The organism is Sphingomonas sp. SphC10, assembly GCF_057004845.1.
This window is the reverse complement of record NZ_CM168044.1, coordinates 832,501-848,383: the sequence shown is the minus strand read 5'-3', so window position 1 is coordinate 848,383 and position 15,883 is coordinate 832,501. Positions and strand designations below refer to the sequence as shown.

Here is a 15,883-nt window from a genome sequence, read left to right as displayed (position 1 = left end):
GATGGACGTACAGCGACGAGCGACTTTCGCCAGAGGCCCCGGAATGCTTTAATGCGGCGATGAAGCATTCCCGCCAAGGGGCCGTGCTGGCCCTGCTCGCAAGTCTTGCCGCGATGCCGCTGTCCGCGCAGTCGACCTATGATCGGGTCGACCCGATGATCGGCACGGGTGGGGAAGGCCACACCTTTCCCGGGGCAGTTGCGCCCTTTGGCATGGTGCAATTTTCGCCAGACACCGACACGACTTGCGTCATTCGGGAATGCTACAGCCATGCGGCGGGCTATCGTTATGAAGATCCGACGATCCAAGGTTTTTCGCTGACGCACTTCTCCGGTGCCGGGCATTCGGATCTCGGCGATTTCCTCATGATGCCGGTCAGCGGGGATAGCGTGCCACTGGAGCCCGGCAACGCAGGCAAGCCGGGGTCGGGTTATCGCTCGCGCTACGATCACGCGACAGAGGTCGCGCGGCCAGGCTATTACGCCGTCAAGCTGGAGGATCGAGGCGTCCAGGCGGAGCTGACCGCAGGGACACGGATCGGCGTCGCCCGATATCGTGCCGTGTCCAGCGCGCCGTCCATGCATCTGGTGCTCGATCTGCGCAGCTCACTTTACAACTATCCTGGAAAGGTCCTGTGGTCCTCGATCAGGCTGCGTCCCGATGGCATCGTGACCGGCTGCCGACAGACGCGCGGCTGGGCGCCCGACCGAAACCTGTGCTTTGCGATCCGTTTTTCCGTGCCGCTCAAGGGGCATGCGTTTGTCTCGACCGAGACGGACGTCCCTTATAAGGGCTTCCAGGGACCGGGGCGCGGCAGTGACGCGGTTGCGGAGCGCGCCGGACGCGCATTGGTCGCCCGCTTCGATTTCGGCCCCCTCGACCAACCGCTTGAAGTGATCAGTGCAATCTCGTCGGTCGATGAGGCGGGCGCGATTGCAAACCTGGCGAGCGAACCCGGCGATTTCGATGCCATCCGGGCAAAGACCGCCCAGGCGTGGCGCGCAGCCTTGGACGTGGTGAAGATTGACGCGCCTGCCCCAATGGCGAAGTCCGTGGCCACTGCGCTGTACCATAGTTTGCTGGCGCCCGCCGTCGCCAGCGATGCGGACGGCCGCTATCGCGGTCCCGACAGTCAGGTGCACCGTGCGGAAGGCTATACATTCCGTTCGACCTTCTCGCTTTGGGATACGTTCCGCGCCGAGCATCCGCTGCTGACGCTCGTCCAGCCGGCAAGCCTATCTAGCGAGATCGTCCAGTCACTCGTGGCCAGTCGCGGGGATAGTCCTGACGGCGTCCTCCCCGTCTGGCAGTTCCAAGGGCGCGAGACGTGGACGATGATCGGCTATCACGCCGCACCCGTTATCGCCGACGCCTATCTGAAGGGGATTAGAGGGTTCGATGCGGACTCGGCGCTTTCCGCCATGGTCGCGAGCGCGACCTATGCGCCCTATGGCGGCTTGGGCGAGTATATGAAGCGCGGTTATGTGCCGATCGATCATGAGCCGGAGGCGGCCTCCAAGACTGTCGAATATGCCTATGACGACTGGACGATCGCACGGATGGCGCGCGCCATGGGCCGCACCGATATCGCTGCGACATTCGAAAGACGTGCAGGCAACTGGCGGAATAGCTTTGATGCCCGGACCGGCTTCATCCGTGCGCGCAAGAGCGACGGATCGTTCCGCACGCCGTTCGATCCCACGGCGATCAACTACGGATCGGATTATACCGAGGGTAATGCCTGGCAATATAGCTGGTTCGTGCCGCAGGATCAGGCTTCACTCGTCGGCGCGCTCGGCGGCGATGCGGCTACCATCGCCAAGCTGGATGCGATGTTCGAATTCGACAATTCGAAACTCGACTATAGCCATGCCGAGGATATCGCCGGACTGATCGGTCAGTATATCCACGGCAACGAACCCAGCCACCATGTCGCCTATCTCTACAGCTATGCTGGCGCACCGTGGCGGACACAGTCGCGGTTAAAGCAAATCGTCGAGAGCCAGTATCGCCCGACGCCCGACGGGCTGTCCGGCAATGACGATCTCGGGCAGATGTCCGCCTGGCTCGTTTTTACTGCGCTGGGCTTTTACCCGGTGACGCCCGGCAGCCTGGAATATGTGATCGGTCGTCCTTTCCTGAATCGAGCCGTGCTTTCCCTGCCCAACGGGCGGCAGCTGACCGTGATCGCCGATCAACTGGACGACCGGCATCCCTATGTCGGGAAGGTGATGCTGAACGGGATACCCGTAACGCGCGCCTATCTGCGGCACGACGAGATCGTGGCTGGTGGCGAGTTGCGTTTTACGATGCAGACGACGCCGAACACCGCCTGGGCAACGCACCCCAAGGATCGACCATATTCTGCCAGCACGACGCGGTGAGAAGACCCACAATGCGACGTTTAAGCGTCCTTGCACCCTCCCCAACATCAGACATCCGTTCATATCCGGTCGACCCTTCGACGAGCAGCTGGGGAATGATGAATTTTGGGACAAACCAGTCGTATAGCTGCGCGGTTCTGAACGTCGGTCTAAACCGAAACCGGTCATTTGTTGGACAGCGCAACCCCTCTCTCGTTTGCCCCTTATTTCGGGTGATCCGGTAAGTCCGCATCTATATGGCCACAAAGAAGCAATCGTTCATTCATCTAACCGCCGCTAGGGCAACTTATAAGCATGACTTAAAGCGTCGGCATGTCCACGCCAAGTGCTACGCCAGTATTCGCGCCGACGATTCCGTCTGCTTGGCCTTTGCCGAAATTGGCGATCTGAAAGCGGATGACCGCTTCTAACGTGTCGCGGTCAAATTTGCCGTTAACCGTGCCCAGCGGATACCCTTTAGTTTTGAGGGCCTTTTGCACATCCTTTACCAAAGTACCTTCCGAGCCGAATCGTACTGACTGGACCAGATCACTGTCCGGCTTGAGGGCGACCATCGCCAATTCCGTGCCGCTGAAAAGATAATAGGCATAGGTTTTTTGGAGGGGGTGCGCCGCGCCGTAGGCGTTTTCAATGAAGCGCTTCCACGGCCCGCTCTCGGGAAGGTTGCCGTTGGCGGGCATTGAAGGCCGACCCGCGACCACCTGGCATCCCGCGCTACTGTAGCCCGGCGTTGCGAGGTTATCGTGATAGGCGCAGTGGAGATTGTCCGCCACGATGCCGCCATCATTGTCAATCTGGTCATCGAGATCGTAATCGGTATCGTCGGCCGTTCGCCAGACCGGGAAGAACATGGCCTGCAGGAACGCGCGGTGGCCGGTGGGCTTGCTGCTTTTGTGTATGCCTCGAGTGTAGGCATATTTTCCCAGCATCAGCGTGTTGACGCCTGCGCCGCCCTTGGCGATCGCAGCCTTCACATATTTCAGGGTGGGAACCGTCGAGCCGGGGAAGACGGCCAGCGTCTGGTCCGACGATCGCACCTGGCCAAGCGTGCAGCGCATGAGCAGATGATCGGGATCGGTGACGCGCATCGGATGTCCATTCCCGAAGGGCGTGCCCGATACATCGAGAGGCAAGGCTCCCCTGACGCCGAAGAACATGAGGGAGCCATGGTCCAAAGGATAGTTGTTGCGCCTCGCAGCCCTTTCGAACAGCGCATAGTCCAGCACGAAATCCGGCATCGAAATGTCCCCCGTTACGAGATGAAATCAGATCAAACTGATGAATTCAGCCACCGCGTCACGGCTAAGCCAAGGATCGATCTCATGGCGTTTCACGGGGCCGTTGTGATTGACCGTATGCCGGAGCAACCGGGCGATGTATTCCATCGCGAGCGCATGGTCGCTTTTCATTGCGGCCTGGAAAGCATTGCCGTCTGTCGTGCCGACCCTGGCGTTCACCAGATCCTTAAGGTCCTGTCCGAAGCTCAACGAGTTGGAGCTGACCTGCCAAGCCCCGGCTTCGATCGTAGTCGGCGTCGTGGAGGTAGGGTTGGTGACATCGACGCCAGCATTCCATTTCCAGGAAGACTCGAACCCGGCGAGAACGCGCATGACCTCCAGCATCACGGCCCTGCGGTGCTTGGGATCGAGCCACGGCCCCAATGCTTCCCGAACCGAGGAATAGACGTCGTGCACCGCATTGGGCGCAAAGATTGCGTCAGGTGCGGCCTTCCCCCAAGCGACAAGCTCATTGAGGAAGGCATCGGGTGGAGTACCTCGGTTCTTCACTTTCAGCGTCAGAAATTTATAGGCCACTTCACCCACCTCCTTCTATTTCGCCGGAGTCTCGCGCTTGGCCTGTGATGGGGTGGCTTACGGATTCGAATCCGGCGAGCACCCGCATGACCTCCAACATAACGGCCCGACGGTGCTGCGCTCCCTGCCGCCTCCCAGGCGATACTGGAGTGTCGTCGTCGGACCGGCACAAGTTCAACCGGATGCGCAGGCCCTCGTTGCTTGCGGCGTTGCGCGCGGCCTGGAACTCGTTGACTTGGTGGTCGGGGATCAGGCAGCGGATCGCCGACCCGCTCGACATCGGCGAGCATGCCGACCTGCCGCGGGAAGTCAGGCCCATCGTCGCCCGCGTCGCGCATCGTTCCGCCCACGCCGCCCGCGCTGGCGGGATAGTCGAGCGGCGGGATGTCCACCTCCAGCGTCTCGTCGAAAAACTTGTCGCCCTGGTTGGGCAGCTCGGCGCACACCTTGCTGCGCTCGGCGAACCCGCTCGGGGTGAAGGCGATGCGGACGAGACGTGTGGGCATGGTGCTACTGGTATAGCGGCAGGCCGGCGAGCGTGTCGGGCACGCCGGGAACCTGGCCAGTGTCGGAGATCGCGCCGCCGCCGAACGCATCGCGCATCAGCTCCTCTGCGGCCGCGACAAGTTGGCGCGCGTCGGCGGTGATCAGATCGGGGGAGAAGATCGCGGTACGTCGGAACACCGCCAGCGTCTCCTTCGCATCCGCCTCGACCCCCTTCAAGATCGCGGCGCGGAACGCGGCATAGCTCGCCTTCAGCTCGGGAATGTCGCCGTAATCGGCCTTGCGGTCGACCGCGCGGATCGAGAACACGCAATACGCCGCCTTCAGCGGCTCGCCCGCGACGAGCAGCTTGTTGTCCGCCGGATCGACCGACAGCCGCGCGACGTCGATGCTGCCCTTCTTGGCGGCGATGATCGCGAAGGCACCGGGGCGTTCGAGATTGATCGTTGTGTCGATCCCGACTTCCAGCGCGGTGTCCCTCGGCTGGCCCGCGATCAGGTCCATACCCTCGGTGATCAGCGGCACGAACGGCTTGATTGCACCGACGAAGCTGATCCCTGCGATCTGCGACACGCGGCTGACGTAGTCAACGACCGGGGTCAACACATTGCCAGCTTTGACAGAGAACAGCCCGAGCTCCAGCCCCAGGTCGCCGCCGCGCCACGGCACCGCGCCCATCATCGACTTGTGAACGGTGATCACCTTGCCGATCGAATCCGGATCGAGTTCGGCGAGCTTGGGCGGTTTGGACACCGCGGCGACGACCGCGCTCTCCTCACCCTGCCGCGACAGCTTGACGAAGGAGTAGACGATGCCGTGAAACTTCGTTGCGAACATCCGTGCCCGCTCCAGCCGTAGGGACTCGACGACCAGCTCGACGTAGCAGCCGTCGCGCACGATCGGCTTGGAGGCATCGAGCCCTTCCATCGGCAGGTTGGGCGCGAAAATCAGGTCCTCGGCCTCCGCGCCGCGCACCGTCTTCCACAAATCACCAAGCCATCCCATCGCAATCCTCCTTCAGACTTTCAGCGGCGTCAGTCCGAGCGCGGCGAGCGCATTGCTCGCCCAGATCCAGTCGGTAATCTCCGGAAACTCACCGTAAGCGCTGCGATGAAAGGCGAACCCGACCACCTGGTCGCGGCCGTCGACCAGCGCGGAGCCGGAATCTCCGCGGTTGGTGTCGGCAGGCGTCTGGACCTTCAGTTGTATGCCTGGGCGGCGGCGGAGCAGACCTGCGTCGTGCGAAGACACTCGGGTCCGGACCGCACCCGATTTCGCACCCTCGAAGCGGACGGGCATGCCCGCGGACGGCGCCTCGTCGCTGCGGATACCGCTGCATGCAGTCAATTCAGGTAGGTTCATCGCCTCGTCGAGCGGCAGGAAGACGATATCCTGGATCAGATCTGCGGCGGCGACCATGGTCTGGCGCAGGTCGACGACGACTTGGGTGCCGACGGGGCCGGTGCCGTGATAGCAGGCTGTAACGCCGAGCTGACCGGCGGGGTTGCGGCACATGATGCCCGCGGTCGACAGCTCGCCCGCGTGGTCGACCGTCATCATCGGGTTCGGCACGCACAGCGGCTCCATTCGGGGGCGGCTCGTGACGATCACGTCGGGTGCGACCGCCCGTGCCAAATCAGCGGAGGCTGGCCCTAGTTGGGACAGGATGCGGCTTTCCGGCGAACGGGTCTTCAGCTCCCGCGCATCCGCGAACATGCGTTCCGCCGCCTGGGACAGGATTTGGGGAGAGACCGCCTCTTCGAAGGGCACTTGCCTCACCGTACCTCGCGGCATGCCCGGATCAAGGATGATGACTGCTGAGCTGCGACCGCCCGCGGTCACCAGGAAACGGCGGTCCGCACCGGTCACGCTCTGACGTCTGCCGAACGAGGCAAGCTGCTCCGCCATCGCCGCGGCAACCAGCTCGGCCGCGACGGCCAGCCCGGAGTCAATGCCGTCCTCGCCGCTGCCGCCACGCCGTTCGAATGCGCGGCCGAACTGCTGCATCATCCGGCGAATCCGCCCTTCCGTCCCGCCGCCGCGATCATACCTTCGCGGAGACGCTTGGGGGTCAAGCAACCCGTCCTCCGCCGCGCGGACGAGGCTGCCAATGTCCGATCCAGCACTGCGCGCCACGCGCGTACTCCCTCCCGAAGGCTTCAGAGATGGATGGGGTAGCAGCGCTCCGAACGTCCGTCCGCCCCGGTACGCACACGAGTCGTGCCGACGGCGCGACAAGTGTCAGATGGTATGGCCCACAACGGCGAAGCGCAAGGCTGCGCTAGGGAAAATGTAGGGATGTGACGGGCCGTCCGCGGGGTCGATGCAAGATCCACATCGCTCGCGCCGCTATTTGGTTTGGCGCTCGCGGCGCAACCCCCGCCAGCTTGTGTGGACATTTACCGTAGCCTCGGACCACTAACCCCTGAACAAACGGCCGTTTACCGTCAGGCGCCGCCCATAAGCAGCCATTCCGCTATAACCCAGAGTTCCGACGTGCCGGTTCGCTGCCCGAGATCTGAAGGCAGCGCAGACGATCAACCTTTCGGCATGTTCCGATCACTGGCCTTGATTGGGGCGAACGGCAGTTACTGTCGGGACCAGACGTTCGCTGGAGTGAACGCCAACGGCAAAGTTTGGTCCAGGCCGTGTAAAAACGGCTTCACAGCAGCTGGTTGGTATTTCCGGCGCGGCGCGTTGAAGGTTGAGCGTTGACGCTCAACTTTGAATTGCTGCGATCATTGCCTGGACGCCGAGGATGGCGATCAGCCGCTTGAAGTTATAGGCCAGGATATGGAGGCTGGCCTCCGTTCTGACATTCTTGAGCGTTTTCGTTTGGAAGTGCGTCGAGCCCATCCATGCTTTCAGCGTGCCGAACGGATGTTCGACAGTCTGCCGGCGGATCCGCATGGCGTCTGGCGCACGATCGAGGCGCCGCTCCATCGCCTCGACGACTGCCTCATGTTCCCATCTTTTGACCCGGCGTTCCTTGCCGGTCGTGCATCGGTCATGAAGTGCGCATGTCTGGCAATTCGAGCTCCAGTAGCTATGGAGCGTCATACCGGCCTCGACCGAGGTGTATCGATAGATCAGGTCTTCGCCGGCGGGACAACGATAGACGTTTTCCTGCTCCAAATAGACGAAGTCCTGTTTGCCAAAGCGACCTTGCGCCTTCGCCCCTGAGGTCAGCGGTCTGGGCACGAAGGCAGTAACGCCCATCCCCTCGCAGGTCCGGATATCCTCGCCCTTGAAATAGCCCTTGTCGGCAATGGCATCCAAAGTCTCCACCCCCATGGCGTCCTTGGCTTTCGCCGCCATGGGGGCAAGTTGCCCGCGGTCATATCCGATGTTCAAAAGCTCGTGCGCGACGATGAGGTGATGCTCGGCATCGACGGCCGCCTGGAGATTGTAGCCGACGATGCTTGTGCCGCGCCCTGCACTCGCCATGGCGCGAGCGTCCGGATCGGTCAGCGACACCTGCTGGTCCGGCGCATTCCGGACTTCCTCCTCACGTACCGCAAGATCGCGCAACTGCGCGCGCAACCGGGCGATCTTCTCCGTCAATCGCTTCGCCTTCGGCTCGGCAATGTCACTTTCTTCGCGGTCGGCGCGATCAAGCGCGTCGAGATACCGGTCGATATTGACCTGCACCTGCTTCATCCGCGAGGCGACCTTTGCGGCCGTGTAGTTCTTGTCGCGGTTGTTGACCGCCTTCATCTTGCTGCCGTCGATGGCGACCACCGCGCGTGTGAACAGCCCCAATTGCCGGCACAGCGTGATGAACCGGCTGCACACTGCCCGGATCGCAGCGCCATTCGCCTGGCGGAAGTTGGCGATCGTCTTGAAGTCGGGTGCCAACCGCCCCGTCAGCCACATCAATTCCACGTTGCGCTGCGCTTCACGCTCGAGCCGTCGGCTCGACTGGATCCGGTTCAGATAGCCATAGAGGTAGATCTTGAGCATCGTCGCCGGATGATAGGCGGGCCGTCCCGTCTCAGCCGGCGTCATGCCCGCGAACTCCAGCGCCTTCAGATCCAGCGCATCGATGAACGCCTCGACCGCCCGCACCGGGTTATCTGTCGATACGTAATCATCAAGCGATGCAGGCAGCAAATAGTCCTGCCGACGGTCTTCCCCGTGTACGAAACGGCCCATGCCCAAGCCTCCCGAAACGCCAAAGAACCATAGCAGATGCCGACGTTTTTACACAGCCTCGGTCGGAAGCTGCCGCTCTTCCCTTCTTTCCCGGCGACCAAGTGCAGACGTTGGCAGCCCCATTTTCGCAGGCGCAGTTTCCGCCGTTCGCTCATCTCACGTTGGCGCGGCTTCCTGGTGTCAGAACCGCTCGGTTTTGACCCTTCACGCGCTCAGATGTAAGTCTCTTCGTCGATCCGGCTGCGAAGCGAGGCGATGACGTTGTCGAGGCGGCGCAGAAGGTCGTCATAGGACATGATGTCCATCACGTTCGCGTACTTCCGCCTGACCACCTCGAGATCCACCGCCTGCTCGCCACCGACCCCACCCGTCGGATCCCGCCCGAGGATCACGATGGCCTTCGGGTTCGTGACCCGTATCGACATCCCGGGAGGCAGCTTCGCGGCGTACCGCTCCGTCAGCGCACGCTCGCCGTCCAGCCCCCACTTAGACAGGTGGAACAAGTACTTCTCCGCCTGCATGATCGTCCCGGAGAGCTCCCGGCTCGGAAAGCCGTTCTCGCGGTAGTCGCCACCCGCCAGCAGGCCCCCACGAGGCCGCTTGATCTCGATGACGTCTAGGTTCCCGGCGGCGTCCACCAGCGCAATGTCGATGAAGCGCCTGCGCGCTCGACCCGGTGTGGAGTACACGTCGGCGATCTGCACGTTCTCGAGTATCGCGACGTACTTCGGGAAGATCAGCAGCAGGAACTTCATAAGGAGCTGCTGCCAGTCGCGTTCTACCCTGACCTCGGCGGCCGCGAGCCAGCCACGAAGCGTGTCACGGATCAGCTGATACTTCGCGAGTTCCGCCTCCAGCAGCTCCTCGGTGTCTAGCGAGCCGGTCGCGCCAATCGCCTTGTGGCGGTTCATATACTCCTCATAGTGCCGCCGGGCATCAGCCATGCCGTCGACATACTGGCCAACCACGTCCGCAACGCGTGCTCGGGCGTAGCGATTCAGCTCGGTGGTCGTCGGAAACTTGGTGAGCAGCCGCTCGAACTCCTGGATAGGTATGGAGCCGTCCTCGTCACCGCCGATCACGATCTCGCCACCGGTGGGCATGACTGCGGAGAGACCGCGGAAGATAGACATGTCGCGGTGAGCGACGAACAGGCTCGCGAGTATCGAGCCAACCGCGTCCAGGCTGTGGCGGATCAGCTGGAGGTTGACCACCGCCAGATCGTCCAGGCTCCTCCTGCCTTCCTGGTCCTCGGCGTAGCGCAGCTGCTGCCCATCGTCGTCGATCGCAGCGAGGCTCACGACGTAGGAGCCAAGCTCCGATACGAGGTTCCTGACGGCCTCGTCTCCCACCCGCGAGTCCACGAGATGCCGCCAATGCGAACGGATGTCGTGGTTCACCGCATGCCGGGTGGCGACCATGCCGATCTCATGCAGCCTGTTGATGACGAACTTGAGCGCCAGTTCGATGCCGTGGCGCGCATTGTAGAGGATGGGCAGGACGAGCGTATCGCGGCTGCCTGCCAGCTGCTCGTCCATAACCAGCGCGACCAATCGCTGCGCCGCCTCCATGTGGCCGTCTACGTAATTCTCCTCGTAGCCCTGCTTGCCCACGCAAGCGTTCCAGCCGGTGTCCGGCAGGAATTCGAAAAATGGATCGATCGTCGCTTCGTAATCGCCGCCTCTCGAAGTTGCATCGGATCTATTTGCGTCATCCACAGGCCTTCTCACCTTCCCCTAGAGTAAGCCTGCCGAGTTGCAGGGCAGTGGAACGGCTCCACCATGTAGAATCGCAGTTGACGACATGGGCTGGACATTCCCTAACTAGAACCTGCTCCGAAGGATACGCTCTGAGGATGCGTACGACGGCGGCTTCGCGCTTCGGCTCCCTCACTCGGCGAAGCGGCGCTTAGCGGCCGTAGGTAGTCCGGTGAACGAACGGCCAGGATTGACAAACCGACGCGCTAAAGCGGCCCGCCCGCTTCCCACCAGTTTTTCAGCATTCCTACCGACATCATGAGGTCGGTGGTCAAACTGCCTTATAGGACAATGTGTCGTTCATTTCTGATAACTGGGATGGATAGGTCGAACCCCGCCCCCTGCGACATTTGCCAGGACGGGGTGAGTGAACGCGATCAACCGGTCCTGCAGTTCTATCGCCAGGTAATCCGGGTGCCAGCCAAAGACCGCAGACTTACCGCCCTGCCCGCGTTCGATCCTCGATAGCTGCGACGCGGATATGCCACTGTAGCGCGCCAGGTCCGACAGGCTCCATCCCAATGCGATGCGCCCTGCCCTCAATGCTCGACAGAGAGTGTCGCGCTGCAGATCCTGCAGCGTGTCAGGTATCCGCCGAGGTGGTGAGCGCGTCACACCGGGCTCGGCAACATCAGACGAGTCGATCCCGAAAATGTCGATGATTGCCTCCAGCGTCTCGGAGCGTGGCCAGGCTCGGTCATGCTCAATCCGCGACAGCGTTACCCGGCTAATGCCGACGCGGTGTGCGAAGAGTTTGGGCGGCAGAGGCCCATCTGTGTCGGTGCCGGCCAGCCGGTGCGCCCGGATGATCTGGCCAAGGTTGTCCTTGAGCCTGGCATAGCCAGGCGGGAGGCGCATCCGGGCGGGCTTTCGATGGGCCATCTAAATACGATCTAACGATTGTGTATCGTTGATGCACGCCCAAATTCTGTCTTCCTATCACCGCCCCATGGCCATTGCGCGGATCTCGTGGGTGAAAAATGCAAAAAGCGAGAAGGCTTTGGCCGAACTCGTGCAGCTGCTCGCCCGGCAGCTGGCGGCGGAACACCGCCACACCACGTCCTCCGCACGGCCCCCAACAGAAAAGGCTTCATCCTCATGAACATTTCCGGCCAACGTCGCGTCGCACTGTACGGCAGACATTCGACCGCCCTACAAACGGCCACGTCGTCCGACGATCAGGTTGCGGCGTGTGCGCCCCTCGTCAATCTCCTTGGTGGCAGGGTCGTAGCAACCTGGCTCGATCCAGAGATTTCAGGCTATCGGCGCGACCGCCCCGGACTGAGAGGGTTGCTTGCAGCCGTCGAGGCGGGCGAGGTCGACCTCATTGTATGCGAGTCACTGGACCGGCTGGCGCGTGACGCGGAGGACGTGGCCTGGCTGGGCAAGAAACTGCCCTATCACCGCGTGCAGCTGCATACGATCAGCGAAGGCCGGGTCGATGAGATCAAATTCGCCGTCGCGGGCCTGATGGGCGCGATCTTCCTCAAACACCTTGTCGACAAGACCCTGCGCGGCATGGAGGCCGCGGTCTTGGCAGGGCGTTTCCCTGGTGGACGCGCTTATGGCTACAAGCGCGTCATCCAGCTCGATGAGAAAGGCGAACTCGTCCGTGGGCTGCTCGCGATCGACGAGGCAAAGGCAGACATGGTTCGCCAAATTTATCGATGGTTCGCTGGTGGCCTGTCGTCCGTCGATATCGCCACCCGCCTGAATGCTGAGGGTATTCCAGCACCTCGTGGCGGGGAGTGGAATGCCTCGACCATCCGGGGCGACCACAAAAAGCTGGTCGGCATCCTTAACAACCCCCTCTACACGGGACGGCTTGTCTGGAAACGTCGACACTGGCGCCGCGATCCGGACTCGGAAAAGCGCGAACGGCGCTATCAGCTTCGAGACCCCAGCGAGTGGATCGAGGTGGCAGTCCCGGACCTCCGCATCGTCGATGACAGTGACTTCGAGGCGGTGCAGGCGGAAATGAACGCCCGCAAGCGCACCACCACGTCGCTGCCGCTGGCCCAGGGTAATCGCAAGAAGCATCTGCTATCCGGCCTGATCCGATGCGGTTGCTGCGGGTCCAACTACACGATCAGCGGCAAGGACTATTATCGCTGCGCCGGTCAGAAGGAACGTGGCACCTGTGACAACAGGCTATCGGTCCGCAAGGGGCCCCTGGAAGAGGCAAGCCTGACGGCTATCCAACACCGTCTGCTCACCGAAGACCACGTCCGCCTGTTCATTGCGGAATATGAGCGCGAAGCCACGCGGCTTGCGCGGATCGACAGCCATGAGGCTGACACGGCCAGGATCCGGCTGCAGCAATTGGAGCGCGAACTCGGCAATCTATATGAAAATCTGCTGGCGGGTATTGCGCCCCCTGCCCTGCGTCAGATGATCGACGAACGGGAGACGGAGAAGGCCAGCCTGATCTCGCGAAACGCTATCGTCGACAGAGGTGTGGTTTCGCCTCCCTCGCTTCCAACGCCATCCGTTCTGCAGGCCCAGTTTCGGGCGCGGATCGCCGACCTGCGCAGCACGCTGGAAGATCCTGCGGTACGCGGGCAGGCTGCATCAATCATGTCGCGGCTTATCGAGAGCGTGACGATCTATCCGGATGAACCGGCGGGTCCTGCAGCGGAGGTGGTAGCCAGCGTGGCGTCGCTGGTGTCGTATGCCATAAACGGCGACGCCGCCCGTGAGGGCGGCGTGTGGTGTGTGGTGTTGGTTGCGGGGGCAGGATTTGAACCTGCGGCCTTCAGGTTATGAGCCTGACGAGCTACCGGGCTGCTCCACCCCGCGACGCTGTGGAAGGTGGTGAGACAAGTGAATGGGTTTTTGTATTCGCGGGCTGTAATGCCTGGCGACGCCCTACTCTTCCACTGCTTGAGCAGTAGTACCATTGGCGCAGTCGGGTTTCACGGCCGAGTTCGGGATGGGATCGGGTGGGACACCGACGCTATGGCCACCAGGCAATAGAGTCCGCGAATACTGACCCTCGAGGGTTGGCTCGAGGGTGATGGGTATAAAATCGATGCTGTGCACTGGCTTGTATGATGACCGCACCCTGCCATCTAGCCCAGGGCTGATGGTGGGGGTGTGGAGCTCTCAAGCGCGAATAGGACAATTAGTATCGGTTAGCTCCATGCGTTACCGCACTTCCACATCCGATCTATCGAGGTCGTGGTCTTCGACCGTCCTGAGAAATCTTATCTTGAGGGAGGCTTCCCGCTTAGATGCTTTCAGCGGTTATCCCGTCCGTACATAGCTACCCTGCTGCGCCGTTGGCACGACGACAGGTACACCAGAGGTACGTTCAACCCGGTCCTCTCGTACTAGGGTCAACTCCTCTCAAATTTCGACGCCCACGGCAGATAGGGACCAAACTGTCTCGCGACGTTCTGAACCCAGCTCACGTACCACTTTAATTGGCGAACAGCCAAACCCTTGGGACCTGCTCCAGCCCCAGGATGTGATGAGCCGACATCGAGGTGCCAAACAACCCCGTCGATATGAGCTCTTGGGGGTTATCAGCCTGTTATCCCCGGCGTACCTTTTATCCGTTGAGCGATGGCCCTTCCACGAGGGACCACCGGATCACTATGACCGACTTTCGTCTCTGCTCGACTTGTCAGTCTCGCAGTCAGGCTGGCTTATGCCATTGCACTCTAACAGCCGGTTTCCAACCGGCCTGAGCCAACCTTCGCGCGCCTCCGTTACTCTTTAGGAGGCGACCGCCCCAGTCAAACTACCCGCCACAGAGGGTCCCTGTACCGGTTTCACGGTACGAGGTTAGACATTAAACAACAACAGGGTGGTATTTCACCTATGGCTCCACATCGGCTGGCGCCAATGCTTCAAAGCCTCCCACCTATGCTACACAGTTCTTGTCCAATGCCACTCTGAAGCTGCAGTAAAGGTGCACGGGGTCTTTCCGTCTAACCGCGGGTACTCCGCATCTTCACGGAGAATTCAATTTCGCTGAGCATGTCCTGGAGACAGTGGGGAAGTCGTTACGCCATTCGTGCAGGTCGGAACTTACCCGACAAGGAATTTCGCTACCTTAGGACCGTTATAGTTACGGCCGCCGTTTACCTGGGCTTCATTTCAGAGCTTGCACTCCTCCACTTAACCTTCAGGCACCGGGCAGGCGTCAGGCCCTATACGTCGTCTTGAAGCCGACTTAGCAGAGCCCTGTGTTTTTGCTAAACAGTCGCTACCCCCTGGCCTGTGCCCCCCATGAGAGCTTGCGCTTACATGGGGCCTCCTTCTTCCGAAGGTACGGAGGCAATTTGCCGAGTTCCTTCAGGACACTTCTCTCAAGCGCCTTGGTATACTCTACCTGACCACCTGTGTCGGTTTCGGGTACGGTCTATACGGTGGGGCTATTTCCCGGGACAGTTTCGAAGCCTGACCAATCCGATAAGGTCAGACAACACACACCATCCGTCACACACCACCAGGCCCACGAATATTAACGTGGTTCCCATCGACTACCCCCTTCGGGCTCGTCTTAGGGGCCGGCTCACCCTGCGCGGATTAGCCTTGCGCAGGAACCCTTGGTCTTTCGGCGAGAGGGCATCTCACCCTCTTTATCGCTACTCATGTCTGCATTCGCACTTCCGATACCTCCACGACCCATTACCAGATCGCTTCGCAGGCTTACGGAACGCTCCGCTACCGCGTACACGAAAGTGTACACCCTAAGCTTCGGTGCGTGTCTTGAGCCCCGTTACATCTTCGCCGCAGAAACCCTTGTTTAGACCAGTGAGCTGTTACGCTTTCTTTAAAGGATGGCTGCTTCTAAGCCAACCTCCTGGTTGTTTTGGGATTTCCACATGCTTTCCCACTTAGACACGACTTGGGGACCTTAGCTGTAGGTCAGGGCTGTTTCCCTTTTGACGACGGACCTTAGCACCCGCCGTCTGTCTCCCGAGTATCACTCATAGGTATTCGGAGTTTGGTTAGTATTGGTAGATCTCGCGACCCCCGCAACCATCCAGTGCTCTACCCCCTATGGTGTCCGCTCGAGGCACTACCTCAATAGTTTTCGCGGAGAACCAGCTATTTCCCGGCTTGATTGGCCTTTCACCCCTAAGCACAACTCATCCGGTAACTTTTCAACGTTAATCGGTTCGGACCTCCAGTGCGTGTTACCGCACCTTCATCCTGGTCATGCATAGATCGCCGGGTTTCGGGTCTAATACTTCAAACTAAGTCGCCCTATTCAGACTCGCTTTCGCTGCGCCTACACCTATCGGCTTAAGCTTGC

The 15,883-nt window shown here is 61.1% G+C and carries 11 protein-coding genes, 1 tRNA gene and 2 rRNA genes (1 of these 14 cut by a window edge); 3 read left to right on the top strand and 11 right to left on the bottom strand.

Going from position 1 to position 15,883, the window contains the following annotated elements:
- Positions 1 to 59 precede the first annotated feature (59 nt).
- Positions 60 to 2,384, top strand: coding sequence for a GH92 family glycosyl hydrolase (locus ACWKSV_RS03805; RefSeq protein WP_076715993.1), 2,325 nt, complete (start codon positions 60 to 62; stop codon positions 2,382 to 2,384).
- A gap of 299 nt (positions 2,385 to 2,683) precedes the next feature.
- Here the strand turns inward: ACWKSV_RS03805 and ACWKSV_RS03800 are convergent, their stop codons facing one another.
- The 8 genes from ACWKSV_RS03800 to ACWKSV_RS03765 all read right to left on the bottom strand — a co-directional run bounded on the left by ACWKSV_RS03800 (position 2,684) and on the right by ACWKSV_RS03765 (position 11,472).
- On the bottom strand, positions 2,684 to 3,622 hold the full coding sequence (locus ACWKSV_RS03800; RefSeq protein ID WP_076715991.1) for a peptidoglycan-binding domain-containing protein: 939 nt from the start codon (positions 3,620 to 3,622) through the stop codon (positions 2,684 to 2,686).
- A 27-nt stretch (positions 3,623 to 3,649) separates the two neighbouring features.
- Positions 3,650 to 4,198: a hypothetical protein gene (locus ACWKSV_RS03795; protein ID WP_076715988.1), complete on the bottom strand. Its 549-nt coding sequence runs from the start codon at positions 4,196 to 4,198 to the stop codon at positions 3,650 to 3,652.
- Positions 4,180 to 4,704, bottom strand: coding sequence for a hypothetical protein (locus ACWKSV_RS03790; RefSeq protein ID WP_156884261.1), 525 nt, complete (start codon positions 4,702 to 4,704; stop codon positions 4,180 to 4,182). The genes ACWKSV_RS03795 and ACWKSV_RS03790 overlap by 19 nt, the downstream gene beginning before the upstream one ends.
- Positions 4,705 to 4,708: 4 nt before the next feature.
- Positions 4,709 to 5,707, bottom strand: coding sequence for a hypothetical protein (locus ACWKSV_RS03785; protein ID WP_076715984.1), 999 nt, complete (start codon positions 5,705 to 5,707; stop codon positions 4,709 to 4,711).
- Between the two features lie 12 nt (positions 5,708 to 5,719).
- Positions 5,720 to 6,838, bottom strand: a complete 1,119-nt coding sequence (locus ACWKSV_RS03780; RefSeq protein ID WP_172839653.1) for a S1 family serine peptidase — start codon at positions 6,836 to 6,838, stop codon at positions 5,720 to 5,722.
- 582 nt (positions 6,839 to 7,420) lie between these two features.
- Positions 7,421 to 8,857 (bottom strand): IS1182 family transposase, encoded by a 1,437-nt coding sequence (locus ACWKSV_RS03775; RefSeq protein WP_083706642.1) that lies wholly within the window; start codon positions 8,855 to 8,857, stop codon positions 7,421 to 7,423.
- Positions 8,858 to 9,069: 212 nt separating this feature from the next.
- The gene (locus ACWKSV_RS03770; RefSeq protein ID WP_156884260.1) at positions 9,070 to 10,575 is read right to left on the bottom strand and encodes a Shedu immune nuclease family protein; all 1,506 of its coding nucleotides are present in this window, start codon (positions 10,573 to 10,575) and stop codon (positions 9,070 to 9,072) included.
- Between the two features lie 339 nt (positions 10,576 to 10,914).
- A complete protein-coding gene (locus tag ACWKSV_RS03765; protein ID WP_076715975.1) occupies positions 10,915 to 11,472 on the bottom strand; it encodes a helix-turn-helix domain-containing protein in 558 nt (185 codons plus the stop codon).
- Positions 11,473 to 11,563: 91 nt separating this feature from the next.
- Here ACWKSV_RS03765 and ACWKSV_RS03760 point away from each other — a divergent pair, with 91 nt between their 5' ends.
- Together ACWKSV_RS03760 and ACWKSV_RS03755 are read left to right on the top strand one after the other, a co-directional pair.
- Positions 11,564 to 11,716, top strand: a complete 153-nt coding sequence (locus ACWKSV_RS03760) for a hypothetical protein (protein ID WP_156884259.1) — start codon at positions 11,564 to 11,566, stop codon at positions 11,714 to 11,716.
- Positions 11,713 to 13,380, top strand: a complete 1,668-nt coding sequence (locus ACWKSV_RS03755; RefSeq protein ID WP_445265574.1) for a recombinase family protein — start codon at positions 11,713 to 11,715, stop codon at positions 13,378 to 13,380. The genes ACWKSV_RS03760 and ACWKSV_RS03755 overlap by 4 nt, the downstream gene beginning before the upstream one ends.
- On the opposite strand, the gene ACWKSV_RS03750 is transcribed toward ACWKSV_RS03755, so the two are convergent.
- The 3 genes from ACWKSV_RS03750 to ACWKSV_RS03740 form a co-directional block, all read right to left on the bottom strand.
- A tRNA-Met gene (locus ACWKSV_RS03750) sits at positions 13,337 to 13,413 on the bottom strand. The genes ACWKSV_RS03755 and ACWKSV_RS03750 overlap by 44 nt on opposite strands.
- Positions 13,414 to 13,469: 56 nt before the next feature.
- Positions 13,470 to 13,584, bottom strand: a 5S ribosomal RNA gene (rrf, locus tag ACWKSV_RS03745).
- A gap of 134 nt (positions 13,585 to 13,718) precedes the next feature.
- Positions 13,719 to 15,883, bottom strand: a 23S ribosomal RNA gene (locus tag ACWKSV_RS03740) (it continues 631 nt past the right edge of the window).